The following is a 24970-nucleotide window of genomic DNA, read 5'->3' on the forward strand; positions in this document are numbered from 1 at the left end:
GGTCCTCGAGGACTCATTATTGGCTGATGTATTTAAGCTGCTTCTGAGCTTCTTCTGAAAGGTATTCGTTTTCTTCTGAGGTTTCAGAAGTGAGTTCGTCGCGGAACTTGGAGATCATCGCTTCGACGGGCCACGAGGAGGCTTCGCCGAAGGCGCAGACGGTGCGACCATCGATCTGATAGGCGACGTCTTCCAAGGTTTGCACGTCCTCGGGGGTGGCTTTTCCTTCAACGATGCGGTCGGAAATCTTGCGCATCCACATGGATCCCTCACGGCACGGTGTGCACTGGCCACAGGATTCGTGGGCGTAGAAGTGGTTGATGTTATTGAGCACCCAAGACATTTTCCGGGAGTCGTCCATGACGATCACACCACCGGAGCCGGCCATCGATCCGCAGGCGGCAATGGTGTCGAAGTCCATGGGGATGTCGAAAAAGGAGAGCTCCTTGGCGTCGTCGCCTTTGCCGATTTTAAAAGTCTCATCGCAGCGTAGGATCTTGGCGGATGATCCGCCGGGGATGCAGGCTTTGAAGGTGCGACCGTCTTTCGGTCCGCCGCAAACATCGTTGAGCAGCTCGCCCATGGTGATTTTTCCAACCTCCACTTCGTAGTAGCCGGGTTTCTTGACGTCGCCGGAGACGCAGAGGATGCGGGTGCCGGTGTTGCGGGCAACTCCCAGCTTGGCGTATTCCTCGCCGCCCATCTCGATGATGTGTTTGACGTGGCAGAGAGACTCGACGTTGTTGACGATGGTCGGGGCCATGTAAAGGCCGAGTGCCGCAGGGAAATAGGGAGGTTTGATCCGTGGGTAGGGGCGTTTGCCTTCGAGCGATTCGATCAAGCCGGTCTCTTCACCGCAGATGTAGGCACCGGCGCCGCGATGCACGTAGATTTCCAGATCAAAACCGGAACCGAGCACGTCCTTACCAACAAAGCCCTTTTCGCGCGCTTCCTCGATGGCTTTTTCCATCAGGATCGCCGCCTCGGGGAATTCCTCGCGCATGTAGATGTAGGCGGTGTGGGCACCCACCGCGAAGCAGGAGATGATCATGCCCTCGAGCAGTTGATGCGGATCCTGGTGCACAATGTAGCGATCCTTGAAGGTCCCTGGCTCGGATTCATCGCAGTTGCAAATGAGATAAACTGGCTTGGTGTTGTTAGGTGGAATAAATCCCCACTTCACACCCGTCGGGAAACCGGCACCGCCACGGCCGCGCAGTCCGGATGCCTTCACCTCATTGGTGATGGCGATGGGCTCCATGGTGATGGCTTTTTTCAGTTGCTCATAGCCGCCGTTGTTGAGATAGCAGTCGATGGACGGATCCCAGCCAACACGATCGATGTTCTTGAAGATCAGGCGATGCTCGCGTGGATCAGGCTCTTTGCCGGGGAGATATTGGATAGAGGACATGATAGGTCGTATGGGTCGTATAGGTCCTATGATTACGCCTGGTAGCGGTTGAGGAGTTCTTCAGCTTTTTCGGGTGCCACAGCTTCGTGAAAATCATCGTTCACCAAGCAGACGGGGCCGGTGCCGCAAGATGCGAGGCACTCGGCGAATTCGACCGACCACTTGCCGCAGGGTGAAACCGCGATCGGATTGTGGTGCGAGTCGCTGTTCGAGCGATCGATTCCGGTCAGTTCACAAATGCGGTCCATCAGCTCGGCAGAGCCGGCCATGGCGCAGGAAAGGGTGCGGCAAACGCGGAAGTGAAACTTGCCGGGTGCGTGCTCACGCAGACCGGGGTAGAAGGAAACCACTTCGTAAACCTGCATCGGCTCAAGTCCCAGCTTCTGGGCAACCCACTCGGTGGCCTCCTTGCTGATGAATCCAAAGTTGTGTTGGATGATGTGCAGCAGCGGTAGCACGGCGGAACGTTTTTGATCGTCCGGATAGTGGCTGATGCGCTCGTCTGCCTGCGCCTCAATCTCAGGTGAGGCGGCGAAGGGTGGGAAAGTGGTAGTGGCGGTGTCCATTTTTTAGACAAAATTAACAGAATTTTTCAGAATTTCGCTGGGGATGATAAAGCTGAGGCAATGACCTACCTGTCACACTCACCCATGACGAAGTCGAGGGAGCCTAGGATGGCTGGCACGTCGGAGACCATGTGGCCGGGCATCATGTGGGCGAGGATGGAGAGGTTGACGAAGGACGGGGAACGGATCTTCATCCGGTGCGGCACACCGCCGCCTTTGGAGTTGATGTAGAAGCCAAGTTCACCTTTCGGGTTTTCCGCGCCGAAGTAGACTTCACCAGCGGGAGCATCGATGCCTTGGGTGGCGACGATGAAGTGGTGGATCAGCTCTTCCATGCTGGTCAGCACTTTGTCCTTGGCGGGCAGCAGGTTTTTGTTGTCGGCGATGTTCACCGGGCCGTCGGGCAGGGTGGCGAGCACTTGGCGGATGATCTTGATCGACTGACGCATCTCCTCCATACGGACGAGATAGCGATCGTAGGAGTCGCCCTTTTCACCCACGGGGATATCGAACTCATACTGCTCGTAGCCGAGGTAGGGGTTGTCCTTACGCAGGTCACGGGTGATGCCGGAGCCTCGCAGGTTCGGGCCGGTCAGTCCCCAGGAAATGGCGTCCTTGGCAGAGATGGTGCCGACGTCGCACATGCGGGTCATGTAGATCTTGTTGCGATCGAGCAGTTTGGAAATCTCGTCGATGCTGGTGGAGCACTCGTCGAGGAATTTTTCCAGCTGGCCGATGAAGCCGTCCGGCATGTCGCGGATTTGGCCACCGACCCGGGTGTAGGACGTGGTGAAACGGGCACCCGTCAGCTGTTCGCAGAGGTTGTAGGTTTTTTCACGCTCGGTGAAGGTGTAGAGGAAAACGGTCATGGCTCCGACGTCCATCGCGCAGACACCGACTCCCAACATGTGCGATGCAATCCGAGAAAGCTCGCAGCAAATCACGCGCACGGCCTGACCACGTGGTGGCAGCTCCCAGCCCATGAGTTTTTCAACAGCACAGGCGTAGGCGACGTTGTTGGCCAGCGGCGCAAGGTAATCTAGACGATCGGTGTAGGGCACAAACTGATTGTAGTGCATGTTTTCCGCGATCTTCTCATCACCGCGGTGCAGGTAGCCGACATCCGGATCGCACTTGGTCACGATCTCACCATCAAGCTCCATCACCAGGCGCAGCACACCGTGGGTGGCGGGGTGGGATGGTCCCATGTTCAAAACCATCTTTTCACCCAGTAAATCCTGGGCTTCAGCCTGGTAATCGCCGTCGGCATGAGAGGACTGGTTGGGGTCGAGCCCGGCCTGGATTTTGGCCGCGGTGTCGGGTGCCTTGTATTCGGTTTGCTTCATGAGATTTCGCCAAGACCTAGGTGCCGTAATCATGCCCGATGAGCAAGGAGATTGTGAAATTTTTCACAAGCGCAATTCTTTCCCTCAAAATGATCGCTGGTAACGGCCTGAAAATCGCTCTATCCATTGAAGGGTGAAAGGATTTTTGATATTCAGCGCGCTTATTTGCTTTGGTTTGGGCTTTGTTCTGGCTGAAAAACCACTCAAGCAAGAAAAGCTTGAGTTCGAGGGGGTGAAATACCGGGTCGTCAAGGTGCCGGCAAAGCGTTTGCGGCTGGCGTGGAAAGGGGCGGACGGTAAACCGATGCGCAGCTTCGATCTCGTGCAGAAGCATTACTCCGGTCAGAAGCGCAAGGTAGTTTTCATGGCTAATGCCGGGATTTTCGAACCCGGCGGTATTCCCAGTGGCCTGCACGTGCAAGGAGGTAAGCTTCTGAGGCCATTGAATTTGAAACCAGGGAAGGGGAACTTTTTCCTCAAGCCGAATGGAGTTTTCGCCGTGCACTTGGGCCAAGCGGAGATCATGCCTTCTTCACAGTACTCGGCGTATGTTCGCCGCCATAAGAAGGGGCCACACGCTTATCCTATCCGGCTGGCCTTGCAGTCCGGGCCATTGCTCTTGCATCAGGGAAACATACACCCTGCATTTAACCGCGGATCGAAATCTCGGCTGCACCGGAATGGGGTGGGGGTGGATCGGCAGGGGCGTGTCGTGTTTGCCATCACGGAATTCCACGCAGGCCGCGAGGGCGAGGTGAATTTGCACGGACTCGCTCGTTTTTTTCTCCATTTGGGATGCCAGAACGCCCTCTTCCTCGATGGTGATTTGTCGCAAATGGTGGTGAACCCCAAAGAGAAAACGGAGAGTAATCTCTTCGGGGCGATGTTAGTGGTTACTGAACCGGTGGTGCTGGGGGAGTGACGGCGCGGCGGCGGGGTTTGGTGGCGAAGATGTCGGCCCAGTCGATTTTCGCGGTGTAGATCATCAGCAACGCCAGGGTGGCGATGGCTCCGATGGTGATGGTCAGGCCGCTCAGTCCATCGAAGAAAAAGCTGTAACTGAACAGCACGAGGTAGGCGAACTGGGCGGGTAGGGCGATTTTCAACATCGAGGATCCAGCCGCCGCTCGCACGTAGCTGCCGACCAGAACCAGCGAGACCACCGAGGCGATGACGAAGGAGATGTGCAGCGACAGCAGGTCCACGAGGTAGGCGAACAGGATCTGGAAGGCGAAAAATCCGGCGGCGAGGAAGAAGTAATTCATCGGGTGCAGGTGGATGCCCTTGACCGCGCCGAGGATGAGCAGGACGGCGAAGAAAAACAGCAGCGAGACCGGCGCAAAGAAACTCATCCGTGCGGCCACGGGGCCTGGGTTCAGCACCTTGGGCATGTCCATGCCTACGTCTTGCGGGTGGATCACGTCTGGGTAGTTCCACTCGAGCTTCCAGCTGTCGGCCGTCTCGCCCGGTCCTCGATCGGTCGGTGAACTGGCTCCATCCGGAAAGTCGATGTCGGCGAAGCTGGTATCCATTTCCAAGTGGAAATTGCTGATCCGATCGATCTCGCCGAGCCGATACACCCAGCGATCGATTCCCCGGCTCTGATAGGCAATCTTCAGCTGAACCTCAGCTCCGGCGGGGATGGTCGTGGCTTCTTCGATGACACCTCCGCGCGGTGTTTGCTGCTGGCTTTTCTTCTCGCCCAGGGTGAACTCGAAGTCATTGAAGCTGCTGTTTTCCGAGGGCAGGGGGAAGGAGATGTAAACGGTCTGCTCGATCGGTGTGGGGTTCGGGATGGTGTAGATGGCGGTGAAGTCCGCGTTGTAGGTCCGGTTCCATGCGAGTCCTTTTTTCTTGGGGTCGAAGTCGAGCTTGATGGCGATATCGCTGGCGGTGGGCTGGATGTATTTCCTGCCGGATTTCCCCGTCGGCGAGAGATACCAAACCGATGGGTGCGCCTGTCCTTGCGCGGGGCCCCAGAGCTCGGCCACGCTTTTGGCATTGCTGGAATCGGTGCGACCAGTTCGCGCAGTGAGGGTGCCGGCGAGGATCATCCAGGCGACGGTGGCGCCGCCGAGGATGAAGCCGATGGCGAGGATGTGTTTGAAGCTGATGCTGTTCGTTTTCATGATTTGTTAGAGGGTTTGAGTTACTTGCTTTGCTTGCGGTAGAAGATATCGACCTGCGCCGCCTGATTGCGGCAGAGTCGTTTGACCAGAGTGATGGCACGGCCCGATTGCTTCCCGTTGGAGAAGGTCAGATTGCCATCCACGGCGCTGGCTTCGTAGGCTTCGGGTAGCGTGATCAGCCAGTGCTGCTCGTGGATGAACAAGGGCGTGGCGGGCAGCGCGAGTGAGAGCTTGCCACGGATCGGCTGCACCTTTTCCAGCTTCGAGGTGAACGAGAGCTTGATTTCGCTGGTAGCTTTGCTGGCCGACTGTTTGGCCGGCAGGCTGAGCTGCAGCGAGCCGTCGCTGAGCACGATGGGATTCGCCGCGCGGCCGTCGATCTGACATGTTAGGATCTCGCTGTCGGCAGGTAGGGTGAACGACCAGAGCTTCGGGTCGCGGTGGGAAATCGTCAGCGCTCCCTCGGTGAGCGTGGATCCATCGGGCACGATTTGGGTTTTGAAAAGGGCGGTTTTGATCGTCGCGGTCGCCGCCTGGATCTGGGTGAGACGCTTGCCGGTGAAGCTGATGTTTTGCGCCTTCGGCAATTTCACGATTAGGGGGATGCCCTCCGACTTCATCCAATCGGCCGCCATACTGGCTTCGATCTGCGGCATCGGCTCAGTCGGGGTAAGCTGGAATTCGGCCGGGGTGACAATGGCGAGCTGGCCGCGCGTTTCCCCATCGTTGGCAAGCCGAGGGATGTTCAGCGTCCAGGTTTCGTCTGGATCGGGCAGGGGCAGTGAGTAGTGCAGGATGAGTCGACGGCGATTGATGCCATGGCTTTTCCACTGGAGTTTGATCTGCTGCATACTGGTCTCCGTCCACCCGGATAAGTCAGGGCCCTCGCAGGAAATGACGCGGGCATTTTTCGGCAACTGCAGCTCGGCCATGGTGGCGGCGTCGCCTTCCTTGGCATTGAGCTGGAGGTGGGCTTCGGCCTGGAGCTCGTTGTTCTTCGCGACGTAGAGCACCCGGGAGTCGGCCGACCACGTCGAGGCAATGGTCTCGGTTTTCCGACTCGCTGCAATTCTAACATTTCCACCGCCGGATGGCAGAACGTAGCCACCATCGCCCAACGCCTCCGCTCCCTGCACTTGGTATCCCTCGGCCGAAACCAAGTTTAGTCTCCCCGCCGCAGCGGCGACCGTTTCCAGACTAAAACTCCCATCGGGAAGAGCCGGCACGAACATCGTAACCGTCACACTGTGCTCTCCAGCTCCGTGGGTGAGTAGGGCCAGCTTTCCATCGTTAGGTGTTAGGACGCTGCTTGCCGGTTCGATGGATGCGATTGAATACCGTCCGCTGACCAAGGGCAGGGAGCTCCAGCCATCGGCAAACGTGGTGACAGAAAAGGTTGCCGTGACCTTGGCGGAAGATTTTGCACTGAGGTCAAACTGGTAGGCTGCGGATCGAATTGTGGCCGCTACCGGCGGGGCGGGCTTCTCCGTGTACTCCTTGGTTTTCAAATCCGCGATCAGCTGGCGAAGATTCTGATAGGAGAGATTCAGCTCGGCCTTGCCAGAGGTGAGTGCCGTCTCGGCCGGAGGCGCCGCGGACAAAGGGATCGCTGCCGAAGTGAGAGCAACGGCTAAGAGGACAAGGGTGGTGGTTCGTTTCATGACACTGCCAAGCTGGCAGCGCCATGTGAAATCCTGATGAAGCGAAGGTGAAAATTCTTAGAAGCTTTAAGGAGTGCGGAGATCTTAATCACCGCTTTAGATTCTAGAGCGAGGCCTTTCTCCCTCCGACACGGAATCGCCCTCAACCGCCTTTCTCCAAAGAACAGCAATGAACCTCGATGGTCACACAAGCTGCACAGCAAGCCTCACCCTCACCGGAGTATCAAAAGCGGTGATTTGCAATCTCCGCACTCCGAAAGAGATGCTAGTTCTTACTGCGTAAATGGTAATCGTCACGGGTGAAATATTTCTCCCAGTCCATCTTCCAGCCCGACCACTCAAGCTGTAGTGGCAGCTCTTCGTAGGAATAGGAGCCTCTGAGGAATTGCCCGTCACGTGTGAGTTCGAAGCGCACCTTGCCGCTGCGTTTTTCTCCCTGCCAAGACCCCTCGAGACCGTAGGAGGATTCCTTCAGCGAGAGCTTGCGATCCGCGCAGTGGCCGGACCACTTGCCATCACTTTTTTTGGTAAGTGTGAGCGGACCGTAGAAGGTTTCCCATTTCCCCGCCAAGTTCTCGTAAGTTGCGTGCGCGATGAGGTTGGTCTTGTCGAATGTTAGCTCCGAAAGCTGCACGCGATGTTGTAAACGGGTTTCGTTGTTCGTGTCTTTGATTGCCAGCGTGATGGTCGGGTCTTTGGCTTCCCAATCGATATCCACCATCGCAAAATTCGCCCCACCGTAACCGGGGCCCACCCTGCGGCGGGTGCGGGCGGCTCCGAGTGGCACGTTCAGCGAGCTGCTGGTGAAATCGACCAAGGAGTAGCAGTTTTCAGGATCCATCACATTGAGCTCGGCACTGTGAATATCACCACTCAGAAAAACAACACCCTCCGCCCGATGCTTCACGATCAAATCCACCAAGCGTTGCTGCTCGCGAGGGAGGTTATTCCAGGCCTCATAGCCTGTGTGATGCGCGGCGAACTGAATGCTCGTGCCGATCAGGCGAATGCGGGCCGGTTTCTGAAGCTCTCCTTCTAACCACTTCCACTGAGCATCGCCTAACATGGTCTTCTCTGGCGACTCGTCAGGTGTCCAGCGTCCCATGGGACGGTAGGGCGGTTTTCCATCAATGCGTTTCAGTTCCGATCGGAAATAGCGAGTATCTAACAAAATTAACTGCACCCGCTTGTCTCCCTCGCCAAAGTAGTAGCTGGTATAGACCCCCTCGCGCTTTCGCCGTGGACTATCGGGTCGCTCATCGAAGAACTCGAGGAAAAGTTGCTCGGACTCCTTGCGCTCCGGATACTCACTGCCGGCATCATTCCAGCCGTAGTCGTGGTCGTCCCAAGTCGCTAGAACCGGACAGCTGGCCGCGAGTTGACGGTAGCCAGTGGTTGCCCCCAGCTCGGCGTATTTCTTTTTCATCACGCCCATGTCATGGGTATCGGCATAGATGTTATCGCCAAGCCACAGCCAGAGTTGTGGTTTGTTAGAAACGATCGGCTGCCAGTGTTTCTGCGAGTGCGACGATTTCCAACAGGAGCCAAAGGCAAAATGACTCAGCGTGATGCGGGGGTTATCGTTAGGCAATGTCTGATGATGGAGTTCCTCGGCAAGGAGGGGAGTGCAGCAGAAAAGTAAACTTAGAAAAATCCGGATTATCATAGAGGTAAGCACTTGGTATTGAACCGACCATAGAACCACCATCGTCGACTGGAAAGATCATATCTTCTGAGCGGTTAAATGAGATCACCGAAGAAAGTCAAAAAAGACACTTGTAAAAATCTGTATTTTCAGTAATTACTGAAAGAGATGAAGGGCAACACGGAAAACACCACCCCAAAGCTCGATGAAGTCCGCGATGGATTCATCGCCCAGTGGGGAGCCTTTGGCAGCCAATGGGGGATCAACCGCACCATGGCCCAGATCCATGCCCTCCTCATGACCGGCACCGATGCCTTGAGCACCGATGAAGTCATGGAAAAGCTCACCATCAGCCGCGGCAATGCCCACACCAACCTCAAGGAACTGGTGAGCTGGGGCCTGGTCCGTATCATCGTTAGGAAAGGGGAGCGTAAAGAATTCTTCGAGGCCGAAAAGGATGTCTGGAAGATCTTCACCATCATCCTGCGCGAACGCCAACGCCGCGAGATCGACCCCGCTTTGGAGCTTCTGCGCGATTGCCAACAGGAGACTAAAGACCTCAAGGGCACCGAGGCCGAAGCCTTCCGCAACCAGGTAAAAGAATTGGAGCAATTCGTCAGCTTCGCCCGCAACGTCGGCGGCAAAGTCGGCAAGCTCTCCTACGGCCCTGCGATGAAACTCGCAGCCAAAGTCCTGGGCTAATCCTATTGCCCGCCCGAACCCAACACCCGAATCCGCATAAAACAAACTTTCAGTATTTTCTGAAAATACAAACTTCACCGACTCATGAAACCCTTCATCAATGTTCACTGGAAAAACCTGCTGGTAGTCAACTACCGCGTGGACCCGGCTGCGCTTGGCTTATTGGAAGACGAGTTACCTGTTGGCACGGAACTCGACGGTTTTCACGGCGAGCACTACGTCAGCGTGGTCGCCTTCCAATTTCAAAAGACCCGCATTCTCGGCATCCCCATGCCGTTTTACCGCGACTTCGCCGAGATCAACCTACGCTTCTACGTGCGTCGCAAAGTGGACGGGGCATGGCGACGCGGGGTGGTATTCGTCAAAGAGATCGTGCCCTGCCGACTCCCGGCCATGGTCGCTAACAAAATCTTCAAAGAAAACTTCCACATCCGCGCACTGACATGCGGCAGCGATGACAAAACTCTCAACTACCAATGGATCGACGGGGGAGAGCTGCAACAGCTGGAAATCGATCGCAACACCCAACTCGAAACGCCCGCCCCCGGCAGCCTTACCGAGCACATCATCGATCACTACTGGGCCTATAAAAAGATCAACGACACCACCACCGGCGAATTCCAAGTCACCCACCGCGCCTGGCAAACCCACCCCTGTCCAGCCGCCCGCATCGACCTCAACATCGCCCAAGTCTACGGCCAACAATGGGCCAATGCCCTCACCCCAGTCAGCACCTTCTACGCCGACGGCAGCCAAGTCCAAGTCACCAAACCCAAAAAGCTAAGAAACTAACAACCTTCCGTAAATTCCGTCCCTTCCGTGGTTCCCAAAATGAACTAACAACCCAAGCAAAAATTCGCCCAATTCGCAAGATTCGCGGTCAAAACTAGAAACCCAACCCCATGAAAATACCACCTAACATCCAAACCATCGAAGTCTACTACGACGGCCGCTGCGGCATGTGCTGCACCTTCCACGAGTGGGTCAACCAGCAGACACGCGCCTTCCCAGTGCGGTTCATCGCCTACCAAGACCCACAAGCTGAGGAGTGGTTCCCGGGCGTCAACGCACTCGAACCCGAGCGTGAAATGATCGTGCGCACTCACGACCACCAACTCTATCGCGGAGCCGAAGGCTGGGTGCTCTGTCTGCTCAGTTGCGAAAAATACCAAGGTATCGCCCGCCGCATCGCCAGCCCCACACTACTACCGTTCGCTGAGAAAACCTGCCACGCCCTGGCCGCTCGCCGACACAAACTCAGCAAGATTTTCTTCCGCAAAAAAGACCAAGAGGTCGCCGCCGAACTGCACCGCATGCCCACGGACGAATGCACTGAAGCCTGCAACAACATTCCTGATGGGCTGATCTAATGATCGACATTCAGAAACTAGAATTAAGACAATGAAAACAACAAGTAAAGTAGCCGCTAGTTTTTTAGCCATGGCTTTGGGGTGGATCGTTATGATGATCATTCTCACCGTGTTTATGTTGGCCTCAGCTCCAGCATGGAGCAGTCTAGGTGATTTAACTATCATTGGCATCTATTCATTTTTCGTGGTGCTAGGAGCTTGGTTTATAGTCTGCCTGCCTCTTTACATATTGATTCCGAACAATTGCTTCCTGTTTGAGTGGTATGTTGGCGGGCCTATCGGTGCCTGCGTCGGATTCTTAGCCGGTTATTTGCTGATTGGACATATTGGCTTCTGCTGTCTCGCCATGACTGTTGGTGGGGTTGCTGGTGGTATTGGCCGACTCTTCATCGAAGACCCTGGCTACAAAGCGCCTCAAATTTAAACCTAACAAATTTATGATAATCACTAACTAACAATACCATGAACTACACCGTCATTACCTACATCGCCTACCTTGTCATCGCCGTTCCGCTCACCATTTGGGTGGCGAAGACACTGCATAAAAATGGGCGAGTCTTCCTGCTCAAGAGCATGAACAACGATGAAAACCTCGCCGACAGCGTCAATCACCTGTTGGTGGTGGGCTTCTATCTGGTGAACCTCGGATTTGTCTCGCTCTACCTGAAACTCGAGAGTCGCGTGGAAAACATCAGCGGCATCTTCGAAGCCCTCAGCGCCAAGCTCGGCGTGGTCATGCTGGTCCTTGGTGGCATGCACTTTTTCAACATCTACCTGTTCTCACGCCTGGGGCGGAAAAACTGCGACACCGCACCCACTACGCCACCCGCCTACGCCGGGTGGAACAAAGAAGTAAATCCAAAGTAGGGTAGGTTTGTAACCTGCCGACAACCCAAGGAATAATCATCCTCAGCTCAAATTATTCACCAAACCAGCCGACAGCTTACAAAGTTGTCCTACCACCATGACCATCTACGCCATCCAATTTGCAGGCATCATCCTGCTCTGCATCACCTCGGCCAATTTTTTTGCCCCGAAGAAAATGCGCTGGTCGGTGAACCTCGCCAAAACCGAACCAGTGTTCCGGCAGGTCTTCATTGTCCACTGTGTCTTCTTGTTAGGATGCGTGCTGGCCATGGCGCTGGCTTGTCTCATCCTGCCTCATCAGCTCCTGACCGAGCCGTTGGGTCGGGTGCTGCTGGCATTCATGGCGCTGTTTTGGACGGCGCGGGTGCTGGTGCAGTTCTTCTACTACGAGCGCAGCATCAAGCGTGAGTTTCCAGTTTTCAACGTGCTCTTTAGCGTCGCCTTTATTTACTTAGCAGTCTGCTTCTCATTTCTGAGTCTGACCTAAGGAGTCCGGACATTCCTGTCCGGAGTCAACCCCAGCCCTCAACCTAAGTTTGATTAATCCCTAGTTTGTCGGCGGACAGGAATGTCCGCCCTCCCTAACCATGAAAATAGAAATACTCACCATTGCCGTCATGCTCGCAGGAGTCGGGCAGCTCATCCTCGTCGTGGCCAGTGCCGTGATTCCTCGTTGCCTCGATTGGAAAGGTCCGCTGGGAGCTCTTCCCAAGCTCATGCGGCAGTTGTTCTGGACCTACGCCGGATACATCCTCGGCATGCATCTGTTCTTCGGTGTGATGTCGACTTTCGGCAGCGGGCTCTTGCTCGATGGCACGCCACAAGCAGCCATTCTCTGCGGGCTGATGATGACCTGGTGGACAGTGAGGATCGGGCTGCAGTTCTTTTGCTTTGATCGCAAGGGGATTCCACAAACGCGATTCAACCTGCTGGCCGAGGCTCTGTTAGTCTGTCTGTTTCTCTTCCTCGCAATGACTTACGCCGGAGCTCTTTATTTTAACCTCACCACATGATCCACACTCTTTACAGCGTTCTGTTAGCAATCAGCTTCCTCGCTCTCACGCGGGTGCTAGCCAAGCGTTACGTGCTCTGGCCGGGTATGCTGGTGGTGCTGGCTGTGGTGAACTACCTTCACTTCACCGATCCACCCTTCGCGCGAATGGTCGTCATCTGCTCGGTCTTGTTGATTTGCATGAAGGGGATCGTGCTCGCCGAGTGGGGCGGGCGACTCACCTGGCCGCGCTGGTTCGCGTTTACCTTCCTTTGGTTCGGCATGGAACCGCCCCCTTTTGCAGCGAAGCCAAGAAAGCTAAGATGGAAAACGGATGCCGTGATTGGTGGCTGCTGCCTGTTAGTCGGGCTGAGTCTCAGCATCATTGTGGCGCATTGGGAGACCGACTCGATCCTCGTCCTCTTTGTGCCCTTAAGCATCGGGTTCCACTACGGAGTGTTACGACTGCTCACTGCCTTCTGGCGCCTACAAGGAATTGCTGTCCGCCCATTGTTCCGCAATCCATTGCTGAGTCAAGGACTGGGCGATTTCTGGGCGAAACGGTGGAACCTGTCGTTTTCCCAAATGATGGCCAGGGCCGTGCAGCGTCCGCTGGTTTTAAGGCTGGGAAAACGCCCGGCACTATTCGCCGTTTTCCTCGCCTCCGGATTACTGCACGAGCTCGCCATCACGGTGCCAGTGCAGAGTGGCTACGGACTGCCGACGCTGTATTTCGTCCTCCACGGTGGGTTTGTCATGATCGAGAAACCTGCATGGCCGCTGTGGCTGAGACGGGCACTGGCACTCCTCCTCGTTGCCGCACCTTTGCCGATTCTTTTCCCTCCCGTGTTCACCCAAGAGGTGATCCGGTTCACGCTGAACCATCTCCAAATTTTCTAACCTCACTAACAATCATGAAAAAACTGATCATCGCCGGTGCCAATGGCTTTTTGGCACGTTATCTCACTCGTTATTTTACGGAGCGCGGCTGGGTCGTGGTCGGCCTGGCGCGTCATCGTGACGGCATGGGCCCTCAATGCCGCTACGTCCACTGGGATGGGGCATCGCTGGGGGACTGGGCGGATGAAATCGATGGTGCCGATGTGCTGGTAAACCTCGCAGGCCGCTCCGTGAACTGCCGATACAACAAGGCCAACAAACGCGCCATCATCGACTCGCGCGTCAACAGCACCCGAGTGATCGGCGAAGCGATAGCCAACTGCGCCCAGCCACCGGAGCTGTGGATCAACTCCAGCACTGCCACGATCTACCGCCATGCCGAAGACCGACCGCAGAGTGACAGCGGGGAAATTGGCCAAGGGTTCTCGGTGGAGGTGGCCAAGGCCTGGGAAGAGGCATTTTTTAGCGCTCATGTGCCGGGTCGCGTGCGCAAGCTTGCCATCCGCACCTCGATGGTGCTCGCGGACGAGCCTGGCACCGTTTACCGCTATCTCTATCAGCTGGCACGTTTCGGCCTGGGCGGCAAGGTGGGCAGTGGCCGACAGATGGTCAGCTGGATTCACATTCACGACTTCTGCCGGGCGATCGATTGGTTGATCGAGCACGACGAAATCTCAGGCCCGGTCAACGTCACCTCACCTGACCCACTGTGCAACGCCGAGCTGATGCGACGATTTCGCCGACACAGCGGCACTGCCATCGGGTTGCCCGCGACGAAGTGGATGGCTGAGATCGGTGCTTTCCTTTTACGCACCGAAACCGAGTTGATTCTGAAAAGCCGCTGGGTGGTTCCCACGAGGTTGTTAGAACATGGTTTTGTGTTCAAACATCCGGAGATGGAGCCGTGGAACTGGCAGAAATAGCCTGTGTTTCTGTGATTCTAAGCTATCGTGACCGTTATGAAGAAGCTACTCGTCGCCGGCGCCAATGGTTTTTTAGCCAAGCAGATCAGCGGCTACTTTGCGCAGCTGGGGTGGAGCGTGTCCGGCCTGGCTCGGCGCGAGGGAGGACTGCATCCGGAGTGCCGCTACGTGCACTGGGACGGGAAGTCGTTAGGCGACTGGACAAGCTCCATCGACGACTGCGATGTGCTGATCAACATGGTCGGCCGATCGATCAACTGTCGCCACACCGAGGAAAACAAGCAGCAGATCCTGCAATCCAGGTTGCAGAGCACGGCGGTGTTAGGTCGTGCCGTGGCGCAAAGCGAAACCCCGCCCAGTTTATGGATCAACGGCAGCGCGGCGGGGATCTATCAAGAGTCTTATGATCAAGCGATGGATGAAAGCGGGGCTGAGGGCGAGGGCTTTATCGCTGATGTCGTGAAGCAGTGGGAGGCAGAATTTTTCAAGGCCGAGATCGCGTCGAGCGTGCGCCGTGTGGCACTGCGCACCACCATGGTCCTGGCCGACACGCCAGACAATCCCTACCGCTACCTACAGACGCTGGCGAAGACCGGATTGGGCGGCAAGGTGGGCAATGGCCGACAAATGGTGAGCTGGGTGCACATCGATGACGTGCCGCGTGTGGTGCAGCACATCATCGATCACGAAGATCTAACTGGTCCAGTCAACATGGCCGCCCCCGAAGCGGTGACCAATGCCGAAATGATGCGCCGTTTTCGCCAACAAGCAGGCATGCCCATCGGATTGCCAGCACCAGCATGCGCGGTGAAGATCGGAGCCTCGGTCATCGGCACCGCACCGGAGCTGATTCTGCAAAGCAGCTGGGTGGAGCCGGGGAAATTGTTGGGCAGCGGTTTTACTTTCACCCAGCCAAAGATGGCGCTGGGAGAATGGTAGCCTACGGCTTGTAGCAGACTCCGAACTGTTCTGCTGCGGTGGCGAGGCGTTTATCATCGGTCCATAACAAGGTGTCCTCGCTAGCGATTACGGAGGCAAGTATCGCAAGATCATTCCACTGCAGCCCCTTGCCCCAGAGTTGATTTTCCTCGATCAGGTGATGAGTTTCCGCGTAGCTGGCCGCTCGGACTGTGGGGAAGGCGCGAAGATCGATGAGTGTTTGTTTTCGCTGAGGTAGATTTCCCACGGAGAGCTCGCCGATCACGAGCGGGTGGATGGATAGAAAATCATACTCGATGAGCGAGGTCAGCACTGGCTTGCCATCGCGGAAGTATTGGCACCAGATGTTGGTGTCTGCGAGCACAGTCATGGCTATTTTTTATACTTAACTTCGTCCTCTGCCACCATACCGACTGTGCGGGAATCTCTGCCGGGGATAGCGAAATCGGGAGTTCCGCCGGAGAGTTTTAAAATGCGTTTCTTGCTCTCTGCTGCGATCAGCATTTCGAGTGCCTTGGTGACCAAGCTGGATGCATTTTCGTCTCCGATGAGAGCTGCTGCTCTGTCAAATAAGCTGTCATCTAATGTAATCGTTGTTCTCATGAACCAAAAATAACATCAATGATGATTATGTCAACATCACGTGGTGAAGAAGCGATCAAAGTTGCTGGAAATCAATGATGTATCGAGATGTTCAGATGCCGCTTTAGTGATCGAAACCAGGTTCGCCGGGTGGTTGAGGTCGTGGGGCAGTGGGTGCGTGGTGATGTGTTCCGGCGGTAGCATATCGGGGGCGTCGGTTTCCATCAGCAGGCGATCGTTGGGCACGGAGCGGAAGGCATCGAGCACCTTGGCTTTGCGTTCTTGTAGGAAATACCCGGAGAAGGAAAAGTAAGACCCGAGCGCTGCAAGGAGAGGTATAAGTTCGGCTGAGCCTCCGTAGGAGTGGAGGAGAAAACCGCGTTCTGGCAGTCTGTTGGACTCCAGAATTTCAATGAGTGGGCCCCAGGCTTTGAGGCAGTGGATGGAGAGCGGGAGGTTGCGTTCGGTGGCGATCTCTAACTGCGCCGTGAAGATCTCGGTTTGCAAATCCAGATCGTAGTCCTTGATCCAGCGGTCCAGCCCACACTCGCCGAGGCAGGCGTTGGGGGTGGTGTCGAGAAAGTGTAGCAGCTGCGAGTGCCAGTCGGCGGTCGGCTTTTTCCACGGATGCAGACCGAAGGAGGGGATGATCAGGTCAGGATACTGCGCGGCGAGTTCGGCGACCATCGGCCAGTCCGCTGGGCAGGTGCCATTGACCACGCAGCGGGTAATGCCGGCTGCTAACATCTCGGCCACCACTCGATCGCGGACGGTATCGAATCGCGCATCTTGAAGGTGGAGGTGGGCATCGGTCACTGGCTCTGGGCGATGAGTTTCTGAGCCGCGAGCTGCAACTGCTCGGGAGTGAAATCGGTCAGCTCGAGAGTGGTCGATGGAGCAGGGTAGTTCGATTTCTCATCACCGGCACGGCGGTAGACGAGGTCGTAGTGGTCTTTCAACACGGAGGCGACAAATTCCTGCCATTTCCCCGCGTCCACTTGCTCATGCCAGGCGGTGACTTGCTCGTGACCACGCAGCTTGGTGAGTCGGCTCAGCAAGGGTTTCAGCAGCTCGGGTCGCTCGGTGAAGTGCGGGTAGTCATCGAGCAGAAACTCAGCGCGCTGGTCGATGGGGAGTTTGATCTCCACCACGCGGCCCGTGCCCAGCTTTTTCCAAAGCGGGGGCGGGCAGTGAATGCGACCGATCCGATTGCTCTCGGCTTCGGTGAAGACAGGTTGGCTGAGATCAAATTGGGAAACCGTCTGCCACAGCGAGCTCTCGAAATGTTTCTGGCTGGGCTGTTCGGTTTCCGGTGCCAGTCCCAGCACCGAGCCTCGGTGGTTCGCCAGACCTTCCAGATCGAGCACCTGGGCACTGGCTTTTTGCAAAGTGTGGAGCAGGCGAGTCTTAGCCACTCCGGTCGGGCCGGAGAGCACGGTCAGCTGGAAGCCGGGTGTCGCAAAAATGCGCTCAAGGTCCTCGGTGATGAACTTCCGGAATGTTTTGTAGCCACCCTCGATGATGCGCGCCCGCCAGCCGACGGATCTGAGAATGTAGGCCAGCGAGTTCGAGCGCATGCCACCGCGCCAGCAGTAGACCAGCGGGGTGTAGTTCTTGTCTTTCGATGCGAGGGGCCCCGACAGATGTTTGGCGGCGTTCGCGGCGATCAATGCCGCCCCCAGCCTGCGAGCGGCGAAGGGGTCCTGCTTGTAGAGGGTGCCCACCTGCTTGCGCTCGTCGTCATCCAGCACCGGAAGATTAATGGCGCCGGGCAGGTGGTCTTCAGCATACTCTCCGGGCGCCCGCACATCGATGATCTCGGAAAATTCACCGAGGTCGTGGGGCAGGGAGATGGTTTCGACATGTTTCATGACGAAACGAGAGGGGAGGGGTTATTCCGCCTGAGCGGCTGCGGGTTGATTGCCGAGAGCTGGCTTGTTGAATGCCAGATAAGCACTGGCTGCACCGAGAGCGATGATCAGAACCCATGCGGCTGCGCCTTTGACGATACGGCGTTTGGCCAAGACCATAGCACCGCCGAAGACGACCCAGATCACGACTTTCAGAATTAACCATGTGGGGAAGGCCGATCCGTAGGCCACTGTGTAAGCATCTTTCATCTTCGCCTGCATGCCGAAGCCGCCGAATAAGATGAGGAGCAAACCAATGCCGTGACCGATGGCCGCAGCCTTGGTGGATTTCTCGCCGGTGAAGAGCGAGCCAAATGCAAACATCAGGGTGAAGAGTCCGATGAAGTGGATGAGACGGTAGATTTCGTAGTTCATGATGGGTGGATAGTGTTAAAATTCTTTGGTAACGACTTTTTCCTCAAGGTCAATACCGAGGGTGTCATTAAATCCGGAGCAGACACCTTCCATGAGGTGATCGAGCCCTTGGATGACGGTGAGGATGGCCTGCGCGTATTGACCTCCGGCGAGGCTGGGCTGGGCTTTTTCCAGGGTGTGATCGAGCGCCTTCATCGGCAGGAATGGCTCCAGGCCGTAGCCGACGATCAGGCCGATGGTGCCGTGTTTGGCATCGATCCCCAGCAGGATATCGTGGTTTCTTCCGCCTTTCGACTCGCTGGCGCAGAAATCCCCCTGGTTAAACAGCCAGAAAAGGTGGGTGGCGATGGGGAATTTGGGCGCGAAGTGGGAGAGCAGCACGTGCATGTTCACCTGCGGAAATTTGCGACCGATCTCAGTCAGGGCGCGATTGATTTTTTGTCCGTCTCCCTTTTCCAGCACCCCGAGGTTATCGGTCAGTCCGCGCACGGTCCGAGGCAGTGGCCCCAGCAGGCTGTTCGCGGTATGCAGCGACAGCAGACAGGAGGGACACTCCTTGATGGTTTCCGTAAGTGGTGCGCGACAATAGGGGCACTGCATGCGGCGGACTATACACAGAGGCTGAACAGGTCGGAAGTCTTAAAAGTTAGAGCGATCGCTTTTCAGTTTTCAGTGTTGGCAATGGCGGCAAAACGTGGGAGGAAGGGGCATGGCACGTTTTACAGACAAAGTTGCAGTAGTGACCGGCGCAGGTCGGGGGATCGGATCAGAAATCGCCAAAGCATTTGCTGCCGAGGGTGGCAAGGTGGCGGTGGTGAGTCGTAGCGAAGGAAGCTGCGGCGCCGCAGCCGATGCGATCAATGCCGAGTTCCCGGATTCCGCCAAAGCCTACGCGGTCGATGTGGCGGACCACGATGCGGTACAGGCACTCGGAAAACAAATCATCGCCGACTTCGGAACCGTCAATATCCTAGTCAACAATGCTGGTGTCACCCGCGACGGCCTGATGATGCGGATGAAAGACGAGGACTGGGACACGGTGTTAGACACCAACCTCAAGGGCGCCTTCAACACCGTCAAAGCCTTCCAGCGCACGCTGATGAAAGCCACCGACCCACGAATCATCAACATCAGCTCGGTCATCGGATTGATCGGAAATGCCGGCCAGGTGAACTACGCGGCCTCCAAAGCAGGGCTGATCGGGTTTTCCAAATCCGTCGCCCGTGAGCTCGCTGGCCGCAAGGTCACTTGTAACGCGATCGCTCCCGGCTTCATTGTCACCGACATGACCGACGAACTCAGCGATGCGCAAAAAGAGGGGATCGTGGGAAATATTCCGCTGAAATCCATGGGTCAGACCGAAGACATCGCCAAGCTGGTGCTTTTCCTCGCCAGCGCAGACGCCAGCTACATCACCGGTCAGGTCATCGCTTGCGACGGTGGGATGACGATGTAATCGGCGGAAATACCAAGTTTTAAGTTATAAACTCCAAACGACAGCACCCAAGCGTCCGCCCGATGAACCTGCTGATCATTCGCCATGCCAAGGCCGAGGGCTTTGCCATGGATGATTCTTCTCGGAACCTCACCGAGAAGGGGCGGGAGCAAGCGCGGCGCGTGGGGGAGTTTTTGAAAGCGCGCGGGCTGCAGCCGGATGTCACTCTGGCCAGCCCTTATGCGCGTGCTCGGCAGACAGCGGAGATTTTTTGTGAATCGGCCGGGGTGCAAGCCCCATTGATCGAGCCCTGGTTAGCCTGCGGCATGTCGCCATCCTTGGCGATGAGTGAGCTTCAGGCCTATAACGATTTCGGCACCGTGGCCATCTGTGGGCACAATCCGGATTTCTCCTACCTCGCCGAGTGGTTGTTAGGTAGCCAGGCCGGCGGGATTCACGTCGGCAAGGCGTCGGTGATTCTTTTTTTCAACGTTCGCCCGCCGAGTCAGGGCGGCTATCTGGAAATGATGCAGCCGGTTTCGCTGCTGTAAACGTGCCACTGATGGGGTGTTTGTTCGAGACTAGGGTGGCGTTTTTTGACGGTCCCTTTTCAACGGTTGATGAGCACGAGGTAGTTTCTCACCGGCTTGTTGAGGAAGCCACGGTGGGTTTTTCCGCCGCCGCGCACGCCGGATCCTACCCAGAGGTCGGACGACCTGCCGCCGTCGAGATTGACTGCCGTTTTGATCTTAAATCCAGCTGGTGAGTTGCCGGCGAGCGCTTTGGCGAGTTGGTCGAGCGTGCAGGCGCTGGTGTAGCCGATCGCCCAGTGGTTTTGCCCGTCCCAAGCGATGAAACTGCGGGTGCGACTACTTTTTTTCGACAGTCCGGTGACAGAGCGGGAGTTTTCCACCAGCATCGGGCCGGTCTGCAGAAGATTGTAGGCATTCCAGCTGTTGGCAGTCTTTTGGTAGGTTTCGCGTCGGACGATAGAGGCGCGGCTCTGGTTGGAAATGAACACTCCGGCACCTAACGATGAGCGGTTCAGGTGGCCGCGGCGGGTGCTTGTTTCCACGAGCAGACCGAGCGGTTTTCCCTCGGGGGTGAAAAAGCCACCATTGATCGCTGCCAGTCCTCCGTAAGTGGCAGCGGCACCTTGGGCGGTGGTCCAGCGGCTACCAAGTCCATTCGGTTGATCGGCCACGCGGAGTTGCTGGCGTCGATTGTCAAAGCTGACCAGGGAAAGCGTCACTCCGTTCGAGCTGCTGCGATGGTAGGCGAGGGGGAGCCGGCTCTGCGTCGGTGCCGGCGGCGGGGAGACGGGCGCAACGATCGCTGGCTTCGAGGTGGTCGATGGCAGCGCAGCACTCGGTGCCGCGCTGGCGGGAGCGATCATCTGCGGCGGCACGGTGGCCGGCGGCTGCACCTGAGAGCAGGCGGAGATCAGCAGGAGAGAGGGGAGTGCGAGGTAGCGAAGCATGGCTCGAGCGTGACCTATTTCGTCGCCGTGGCAAGCAGGGTTTGGAAATGGGGTGCCTCGCTTTCTTTGTCGACGATGGTGGTTTCGATCTCCTTGAACCCCGCTTTTTCCATCATCTTGTAGATCTCGACTTCGGAAAATCCGAGCCAGGTATCGTAGTAAAGCTCACGCGCTTGTTCGAAGCTGTGCTGGAGAAGATCCAAGATCACCAGCTTGCCGCCGGTGGCGAGAATGCGGTGGGCAGAGTCGAGCGCGCGCTGCGGGTGTTCGGCGTGGTGCAGCGCTTGGGAGAAGATGGCGAGGTCGACGGTGTTGTCATCGATCGGTGGGTTCTCGATGTCACCGAGTCGGTAATCCAGCTGGCTCAGGCCGTGCTGCTTCGCCAAGTTCTGACCAAACTCCACCATCTTCGGCGAGTTGTCCACGGCGATGACCTGTTCCGCGCACGGTGCCAGCAGCTGCGCTAGGGTGCCTTCTCCGGCGCCGAGGTCGGCGACCACCTTGTAGTTGAGTATTTTAAGCATCGCCTCGGCCAGAGATTTCCAGGATCGCCCCGGCACGTAGCTTTTGCCAAATTTCCCCGCCAGGTCATCGAAATACGCCCGGGTCTTGTCGCGGCGCTTGCGCAGAATGTGGGCGAGCGTTTGGGAGTCGGCAGCGACCTCGGGAATCTCGGCGGCGGCTTGGCGGGCGACTTCCATCAGGGCGGTGGGGGCCTCGATGGTGTAGACGTTATTTTTTCCAGACCGAGAGCTCGTAACCAGTCCCTCCTGCCTGAGCTGGGAAAGCTGGGTGGAAATACGACTCTGTCCCATGCCCAGGATTTCCTGCAGCTCGGCCACGTTCAGCGACTCATCGGCCAGCAGGAGTAAGATGCGGATGCGTGTGGGGTCTGAGAGGAGTTTTAAGGATTTAAGAATTGACGGCATAGGGATATGGGTTAATTAAACGCATCAACGTATCGAGATTTCTTGATATAACATACGAATCCAATGAGCAAGACATTCATATTCTCCTCCGAATCCGTCACTGAAGGCCACCCAGACAAAGTCTGTGATACCGTCTCAGATGCCGTTCTCGACGCCTGCTTGGAGCAGGATATTAACAGCCGCGTAGCATGCGAGACATTTGTGAAAGACAACGTCGTCGGCCTCGCCGGTGAGATCACCACTCAGGCGAAGTTCGATTACGGAACCTTGGTGAAAAACACGCTCAAGGAGATCGGCTACGATGCCGATTACGCCAAGGACACTGATTACTCCTACACCTGTAAGTTCGAAAAAGGAGCCTTCTTGATGAACATGCTCGGTCAGCAGTCGCCAGACATCGCCCAAGGCGTGGACGCCGCGGCTGCCGCCGATAAGGACACCGATGAGCAAGGTGCCGGCGACCAAGGCATCATGTTCGGCTACGCCACCAACGATACCAAGGCACTGATGCCTGCTCCGATTCACTACTCCCACCAGCTTGGTCTGGAACTGACCCGTCTGCGCAAGGACCGCGTGCACACCTGGCTGCGCCCCGATTCCAAGACCCAGGTCAGCATCGAATACGTCGATGGCAAACCGAACCGTTTTACCTCCATCGTCATCTCCACCATGCACGCCAAGGAGATTTCCACCCAGGAAATCCGCGAGCTGCTGAAAAAGGATCTCATCGAAAAACATCTCCCCGGCAACCTGCTGACACCGGAAACCGACATTCTGATCAACCCGACCGGACTGTTTGTCATCGGTGGCCCTGAGGGCGACGCCGGACTCACCGGACGGAAAATCATTGTCGATACCTACGGAGGCATGGGCCGCCACGGTGGTGGTGCTTTTTCCGGAAAAGATCCGTCCAAGGTCGACCGCTCCGCCGCCTACATGTGTCGTTGGGTGGCCAAGAATATCGTCGCCGCCGGATTCGCCAACGAGTGTGAACTCCAGCTGGCCTACGCCATCGGGCACCCGCACCCGGTCAGCATCAACGTCAACACCCACGGCACAGGTGAGGTTTCTGAGGAAAAAATCCTCGCTGCGGTGAAGGAGGTCTTCTCCTTCAAGCCAGCCGACATCGTCGCGCAGCTCGACCTACTCCGCCCGATCTACGGCAAATCCACCAACTACGGTCACTTCGGCCGCGAAGACGCTGGTCTTCCATGGGAAGAGACTAATAAAGTGGAAGCCCTGAAAGCAGCCTTGTAAAAGATCCGTCCGATCAGACGGATCAGACCGATCTTAAAAACAAACCAATCAAAAAATGAGCACTACAACACTAGAAAAAACAGCCGACTACAAAGTCGCCGACATCTCCCTCGCCGACTTCGGTCGTAAGGAAATCGACATCGCAGAGCACGAAATGCCCGGTCTGATGCAGACCCGCGCCAAGTATGGTCCGGAAAAACCACTGCAAGGCGTCCGCATCATGGGCTCCCTGCACATGACCATCCAGACCGCCGTCCTCATCGAGACCCTCGTGGACCTCGGAGCCGACGTTCGCTGGGTATCCTGCAACATCTTCTCCACCCAGGACCACGCCGCAGCAGCCATCGCCAAGTCCGGCGTGCCTGTGTTCGCTTGGAAAGGCGAGACCCTCGAGGAATACTGGTGGTGCACATGGCAGGCGCTTCAGTTCCCGAACGAAGGAGGCGAGCCTCTTGGCCCCGAGCTCATCGTGGACGACGGCGGAGACGCCACTCTTTTGATCCACAAAGGATACGAAATGGAAAACGGCTCCGACTGGGTCAACCAACCTGCCGGCAGCGATGAAGAGCAGGTCATCAAAAACCTTCTCAAGAAAATCGGCGCCGAGCAGCCTGGCGTATTTGCAACCATCGTTAAGGACTGGAAGGGTGTTTCCGAGGAAACCACCACCGGTGTGCACCGTCTCTACGAGATGGCCAAGAACGGCACTCTGTTAGTTCCTGCGATCAACGTCAACGACTCCGTCACCAAGTCCAAGTTCGATAACCTCTACGGTTGTCGTGAGTCTCTCGTCGATGGCATCAAGCGTGCCACCGACGTCATGATCTCCGGCAAGGTCGCCGTGGTCTGCGGTTACGGCGACGTCGGCAAAGGCTGCGCCCAGGCCCTCCGCGGTCAAGGTGCCCAAGTTGTGGTCACTGAAGTCGATCCCATCTGTGCGCTGCAAGCCGCCATGGAAGGCTACCGCGTGCTCACCGTCGAAGACACCCTCGGCTGGGGCGACATTTATGTCACCACCACCGGCAACTACGACATCATCCGCTTCGAGCACATGGAGAAGATGAAGGACCAGGCGATCGTCTGTAACATCGGTCACTTCGATAACGAGATCCAGATGGCTCAGCTCGATAAAGCTGAAGGCGTCACCAAGCTCAACATCAAGCCACAGGTGGACAAATACACGTTCCCAACAGGCAACAGTCTCTACATGCTGGCCGAAGGTCGTCTCGTCAACCTCGGCTGCGCTACTGGTCACCCAAGCTTCGTCATGTCGAACTCGTTCGCCAACCAGACGCTCGCCCAGATCGATCTTTGGAAAAACAAAGACACCTATAAGGCAGGTGAAGTGAAAGTGCTGCCAAAACACCTCGACGAAGAAGTCGCCCGACTCCATCTCGAGAAAATCGGCTGCAAGCTCACCAAACTCACCGAAGAGCAAGCCGCCTACATCGGCGTCAGCCCCGAAGGCCCTTACAAGCCTGAGCACTACAGGTATTAAGTTTTAATTCCCCAATTGGGAATACCCAAACCTTTCAGCCCCGTGTCGTTTTCT

29 protein-coding genes are annotated in these 24970 nt (G+C 56.6%); 15 read left to right on the forward strand and 14 right to left on the reverse strand.

All coding sequences use genetic code 11. From position 1 onward, the window contains the following. Positions 1–16 precede the first annotated feature (16 nt). The 3 genes from nuoF to nuoD all read right to left on the reverse strand — a co-directional run bounded on the left by nuoF (position 17) and on the right by nuoD (position 3323). Entirely contained in the window at positions 17–1411 is a 1395-nt protein-coding gene (gene nuoF / locus JO972_RS06245) for an NADH-quinone oxidoreductase subunit NuoF (protein ID WP_309489155.1), read from the reverse strand. Between the two features lie 32 nt (positions 1412–1443). Continuing rightward, on the reverse strand, positions 1444–1977 hold the full coding sequence (locus JO972_RS06250; protein ID WP_309489156.1) for an NADH-quinone oxidoreductase subunit NuoE family protein: 534 nt from the start codon (positions 1975–1977) through the stop codon (positions 1444–1446). A 65-nt stretch (positions 1978–2042) separates the two neighbouring features. Further along, positions 2043–3323 carry an NADH dehydrogenase (quinone) subunit D gene (gene nuoD, locus JO972_RS06255; protein ID WP_309489157.1) on the reverse strand — a complete coding sequence of 427 codons (1281 nt, stop codon included), beginning with the start codon at positions 3321–3323 and terminating at the stop codon, positions 2043–2045. Positions 3324–3468: 145 nt separating this feature from the next. On the opposite strand from nuoD, the gene JO972_RS06260 reads away from it, so the two are divergent. Continuing rightward, complete coding sequence (locus JO972_RS06260) at positions 3469–4245, forward strand: phosphodiester glycosidase family protein (RefSeq protein WP_309489158.1); 777 nt, start codon at positions 3469–3471, stop codon at positions 4243–4245. Here JO972_RS06260 and JO972_RS06265 read toward each other — a convergent pair. The 3 genes from JO972_RS06265 to JO972_RS06275 form a co-directional block, all read right to left on the reverse strand. Further along, the gene (locus JO972_RS06265; RefSeq protein WP_309489159.1) at positions 4217–5452 is read right to left on the reverse strand and encodes an inner membrane CreD family protein; all 1236 of its coding nucleotides are present in this window, start codon (positions 5450–5452) and stop codon (positions 4217–4219) included. The genes JO972_RS06260 and JO972_RS06265 overlap by 29 nt on opposite strands. 20 nt (positions 5453–5472) lie before the next feature. After that, positions 5473–7113: a hypothetical protein gene (locus JO972_RS06270; RefSeq protein WP_309489160.1), complete on the reverse strand. Its 1641-nt coding sequence runs from the start codon at positions 7111–7113 to the stop codon at positions 5473–5475. A gap of 265 nt (positions 7114–7378) precedes the next feature. Then, the gene (locus JO972_RS06275) at positions 7379–8779 is read right to left on the reverse strand and encodes an alkaline phosphatase D family protein (RefSeq protein WP_309489161.1); all 1401 of its coding nucleotides are present in this window, start codon (positions 8777–8779) and stop codon (positions 7379–7381) included. A gap of 147 nt (positions 8780–8926) precedes the next feature. Here JO972_RS06275 and JO972_RS06280 point away from each other — a divergent pair, with 147 nt between their 5' ends. From JO972_RS06280 to JO972_RS06325, 10 genes are all read left to right on the forward strand, one after another. Next, entirely contained in the window at positions 8927–9460 is a 534-nt protein-coding gene (locus JO972_RS06280) for a GbsR/MarR family transcriptional regulator (RefSeq protein WP_309489162.1), read from the forward strand. Between the two features lie 84 nt (positions 9461–9544). After that, positions 9545–10252 (forward strand): YqjF family protein, encoded by a 708-nt coding sequence (locus tag JO972_RS06285; RefSeq protein WP_309489163.1) that lies wholly within the window; start codon positions 9545–9547, stop codon positions 10250–10252. Between the two features lie 110 nt (positions 10253–10362). After that, positions 10363–10830: a thiol-disulfide oxidoreductase DCC family protein gene (locus JO972_RS06290; protein ID WP_309489164.1), complete on the forward strand. Its 468-nt coding sequence runs from the start codon at positions 10363–10365 to the stop codon at positions 10828–10830. Between the two features lie 31 nt (positions 10831–10861). Then, positions 10862–11254: a hypothetical protein gene (locus JO972_RS06295; RefSeq protein ID WP_309489165.1), complete on the forward strand. Its 393-nt coding sequence runs from the start codon at positions 10862–10864 to the stop codon at positions 11252–11254. Positions 11255–11292: 38 nt separating this feature from the next. Beyond that, positions 11293–11697: a hypothetical protein gene (locus JO972_RS06300; protein ID WP_309489166.1), complete on the forward strand. Its 405-nt coding sequence runs from the start codon at positions 11293–11295 to the stop codon at positions 11695–11697. Between the two features lie 97 nt (positions 11698–11794). Next, on the forward strand, positions 11795–12184 hold the full coding sequence (locus JO972_RS06305; RefSeq protein WP_309489167.1) for a hypothetical protein: 390 nt from the start codon (positions 11795–11797) through the stop codon (positions 12182–12184). Positions 12185–12284: 100 nt separating this feature from the next. Next, positions 12285–12710, forward strand: coding sequence for a hypothetical protein (locus tag JO972_RS06310; RefSeq protein WP_309489168.1), 426 nt, complete (start codon positions 12285–12287; stop codon positions 12708–12710). Beyond that, positions 12707–13588, forward strand: a complete 882-nt coding sequence (locus tag JO972_RS06315; RefSeq protein WP_309489169.1) for an MBOAT family protein — start codon at positions 12707–12709, stop codon at positions 13586–13588. The genes JO972_RS06310 and JO972_RS06315 overlap by 4 nt, the downstream gene beginning before the upstream one ends. A 14-nt stretch (positions 13589–13602) precedes the next feature. Next, entirely contained in the window at positions 13603–14511 is a 909-nt protein-coding gene (locus tag JO972_RS06320; RefSeq protein ID WP_309489170.1) for a TIGR01777 family oxidoreductase, read from the forward strand. 36 nt (positions 14512–14547) lie between these two features. Next, positions 14548–15450 (forward strand): TIGR01777 family oxidoreductase, encoded by a 903-nt coding sequence (locus JO972_RS06325; protein WP_309489171.1) that lies wholly within the window; start codon positions 14548–14550, stop codon positions 15448–15450. 1 nt (position 15451) lies between these two features. Here the strand turns inward: JO972_RS06325 and JO972_RS06330 are convergent, their stop codons facing one another. The 6 genes from JO972_RS06330 to JO972_RS06355 are packed head-to-tail and all read right to left on the reverse strand — an operon-like array spanning position 15452 to position 18917. Beyond that, a complete protein-coding gene (locus JO972_RS06330) occupies positions 15452–15820 on the reverse strand; it encodes a PIN domain-containing protein (protein WP_309489172.1) in 369 nt (122 codons plus the stop codon). Between the two features lie 2 nt (positions 15821–15822). After that, complete coding sequence (locus tag JO972_RS06335; protein WP_309489173.1) at positions 15823–16053, reverse strand: type II toxin-antitoxin system VapB family antitoxin; 231 nt, start codon at positions 16051–16053, stop codon at positions 15823–15825. Positions 16054–16089: 36 nt separating this feature from the next. Next, the gene (locus JO972_RS06340; protein WP_309489174.1) at positions 16090–16848 is read right to left on the reverse strand and encodes a TatD family hydrolase; all 759 of its coding nucleotides are present in this window, start codon (positions 16846–16848) and stop codon (positions 16090–16092) included. Continuing rightward, positions 16845–17903 (reverse strand): tRNA 2-selenouridine(34) synthase MnmH, encoded by a 1059-nt coding sequence (gene mnmH, locus JO972_RS06345; RefSeq protein WP_309489175.1) that lies wholly within the window; start codon positions 17901–17903, stop codon positions 16845–16847. The genes JO972_RS06340 and mnmH overlap by 4 nt, the downstream gene beginning before the upstream one ends. Positions 17904–17924: 21 nt before the next feature. Next, on the reverse strand, positions 17925–18317 hold the full coding sequence (locus JO972_RS06350) for a hypothetical protein (RefSeq protein ID WP_309489176.1): 393 nt from the start codon (positions 18315–18317) through the stop codon (positions 17925–17927). A gap of 15 nt (positions 18318–18332) precedes the next feature. Continuing rightward, on the reverse strand, positions 18333–18917 hold the full coding sequence (locus JO972_RS06355) for a TPM domain-containing protein (RefSeq protein ID WP_309489177.1): 585 nt from the start codon (positions 18915–18917) through the stop codon (positions 18333–18335). 109 nt (positions 18918–19026) lie between these two features. Here JO972_RS06355 and fabG point away from each other — a divergent pair, with 109 nt between their 5' ends. Continuing rightward, positions 19027–19773, forward strand: a complete 747-nt coding sequence (fabG, locus tag JO972_RS06360) for a 3-oxoacyl-[acyl-carrier-protein] reductase (protein WP_309489178.1) — start codon at positions 19027–19029, stop codon at positions 19771–19773. 62 nt (positions 19774–19835) lie between these two features. Then, the gene (gene sixA / locus JO972_RS06365; protein WP_309489179.1) at positions 19836–20303 is read left to right on the forward strand and encodes a phosphohistidine phosphatase SixA; all 468 of its coding nucleotides are present in this window, start codon (positions 19836–19838) and stop codon (positions 20301–20303) included. Between the two features lie 59 nt (positions 20304–20362). Here the strand turns inward: sixA and JO972_RS06370 are convergent, their stop codons facing one another. After that, positions 20363–21232 carry a phosphodiester glycosidase family protein gene (locus JO972_RS06370; RefSeq protein WP_309489180.1) on the reverse strand — a complete coding sequence of 290 codons (870 nt, stop codon included), beginning with the start codon at positions 21230–21232 and terminating at the stop codon, positions 20363–20365. Positions 21233–21246: 14 nt separating this feature from the next. Then, positions 21247–22161 carry an ArsR/SmtB family transcription factor gene (locus tag JO972_RS06375; RefSeq protein ID WP_309489181.1) on the reverse strand — a complete coding sequence of 305 codons (915 nt, stop codon included), beginning with the start codon at positions 22159–22161 and terminating at the stop codon, positions 21247–21249. A 63-nt stretch (positions 22162–22224) separates the two neighbouring features. Here JO972_RS06375 and metK point away from each other — a divergent pair, with 63 nt between their 5' ends. Next, a complete protein-coding gene (gene metK / locus JO972_RS06380; RefSeq protein ID WP_309489182.1) occupies positions 22225–23418 on the forward strand; it encodes a methionine adenosyltransferase in 1194 nt (397 codons plus the stop codon). Positions 23419–23473: 55 nt separating this feature from the next. Next, positions 23474–24916 carry an adenosylhomocysteinase gene (gene ahcY / locus JO972_RS06385; protein WP_309489183.1) on the forward strand — a complete coding sequence of 481 codons (1443 nt, stop codon included), beginning with the start codon at positions 23474–23476 and terminating at the stop codon, positions 24914–24916. Positions 24917–24970: the final 54 nt, after the last annotated feature.

It is taken from the genome of Oceaniferula flava, assembly GCF_016811075.1.
Taxonomy (GTDB): Bacteria; Verrucomicrobiota; Verrucomicrobiia; order Verrucomicrobiales; family Akkermansiaceae; genus Oceaniferula; species Oceaniferula flava.

Bases quoted from the DNA above. Each gene is read 5' to 3' on its own strand.
- sixA (WP_309489179.1), top strand. From the start codon at position 19,836: ATGAACCTGCTGATCATTCGCCATGCCAAGGCCGAGGGCTTTGCCATG.
- JO972_RS06305 (WP_309489167.1), top strand. From the start codon at position 11,795: ATGACCATCTACGCCATCCAATTTGCAGGCATCATCCTGCTCTGCATC.
- JO972_RS06295 (WP_309489165.1), top strand. From the start codon at position 10,862: ATGAAAACAACAAGTAAAGTAGCCGCTAGTTTTTTAGCCATGGCTTTG.
- ahcY (WP_309489183.1), top strand. From the start codon at position 23,474: ATGAGCACTACAACACTAGAAAAAACAGCCGACTACAAAGTCGCCGAC.
- nuoD (WP_309489157.1), bottom strand. From the start codon at position 3,323: ATGAAGCAAACCGAATACAAGGCACCCGACACCGCGGCCAAAATCCAG.
- metK (WP_309489182.1), top strand. From the start codon at position 22,225: ATGAGCAAGACATTCATATTCTCCTCCGAATCCGTCACTGAAGGCCAC.
- nuoF (WP_309489155.1), bottom strand. From the start codon at position 1,411: ATGTCCTCTATCCAATATCTCCCCGGCAAAGAGCCTGATCCACGCGAG.
- JO972_RS06315 (WP_309489169.1), top strand. From the start codon at position 12,707: ATGATCCACACTCTTTACAGCGTTCTGTTAGCAATCAGCTTCCTCGCT.
- JO972_RS06310 (WP_309489168.1), top strand. From the start codon at position 12,285: ATGAAAATAGAAATACTCACCATTGCCGTCATGCTCGCAGGAGTCGGG.
- JO972_RS06355 (WP_309489177.1), bottom strand. From the start codon at position 18,917: ATGCAGTGCCCCTATTGTCGCGCACCACTTACGGAAACCATCAAGGAG.
- JO972_RS06285 (WP_309489163.1), top strand. From the start codon at position 9,545: ATGAAACCCTTCATCAATGTTCACTGGAAAAACCTGCTGGTAGTCAAC.
- JO972_RS06265 (WP_309489159.1), bottom strand. From the start codon at position 5,452: ATGAAAACGAACAGCATCAGCTTCAAACACATCCTCGCCATCGGCTTC.
- JO972_RS06350 (WP_309489176.1), bottom strand. From the start codon at position 18,317: ATGAACTACGAAATCTACCGTCTCATCCACTTCATCGGACTCTTCACC.
- JO972_RS06375 (WP_309489181.1), bottom strand. From the start codon at position 22,161: ATGCCGTCAATTCTTAAATCCTTAAAACTCCTCTCAGACCCCACACGC.
- JO972_RS06370 (WP_309489180.1), bottom strand. From the start codon at position 21,232: ATGCTTCGCTACCTCGCACTCCCCTCTCTCCTGCTGATCTCCGCCTGC.
- JO972_RS06300 (WP_309489166.1), top strand. From the start codon at position 11,293: ATGAACTACACCGTCATTACCTACATCGCCTACCTTGTCATCGCCGTT.
- JO972_RS06280 (WP_309489162.1), top strand. From the start codon at position 8,927: ATGAAGGGCAACACGGAAAACACCACCCCAAAGCTCGATGAAGTCCGC.
- fabG (WP_309489178.1), top strand. From the start codon at position 19,027: ATGGCACGTTTTACAGACAAAGTTGCAGTAGTGACCGGCGCAGGTCGG.
- JO972_RS06335 (WP_309489173.1), bottom strand. From the start codon at position 16,053: ATGAGAACAACGATTACATTAGATGACAGCTTATTTGACAGAGCAGCA.
- JO972_RS06275 (WP_309489161.1), bottom strand. From the start codon at position 8,779: ATGATAATCCGGATTTTTCTAAGTTTACTTTTCTGCTGCACTCCCCTC.
- JO972_RS06250 (WP_309489156.1), bottom strand. From the start codon at position 1,977: ATGGACACCGCCACTACCACTTTCCCACCCTTCGCCGCCTCACCTGAG.
- JO972_RS06290 (WP_309489164.1), top strand. From the start codon at position 10,363: ATGAAAATACCACCTAACATCCAAACCATCGAAGTCTACTACGACGGC.
- JO972_RS06320 (WP_309489170.1), top strand. From the start codon at position 13,603: ATGAAAAAACTGATCATCGCCGGTGCCAATGGCTTTTTGGCACGTTAT.
- JO972_RS06325 (WP_309489171.1), top strand. From the start codon at position 14,548: ATGAAGAAGCTACTCGTCGCCGGCGCCAATGGTTTTTTAGCCAAGCAG.
- JO972_RS06270 (WP_309489160.1), bottom strand. From the start codon at position 7,113: ATGAAACGAACCACCACCCTTGTCCTCTTAGCCGTTGCTCTCACTTCG.
- JO972_RS06330 (WP_309489172.1), bottom strand. From the start codon at position 15,820: ATGACTGTGCTCGCAGACACCAACATCTGGTGCCAATACTTCCGCGAT.
- mnmH (WP_309489175.1), bottom strand. From the start codon at position 17,903: ATGAAACATGTCGAAACCATCTCCCTGCCCCACGACCTCGGTGAATTT.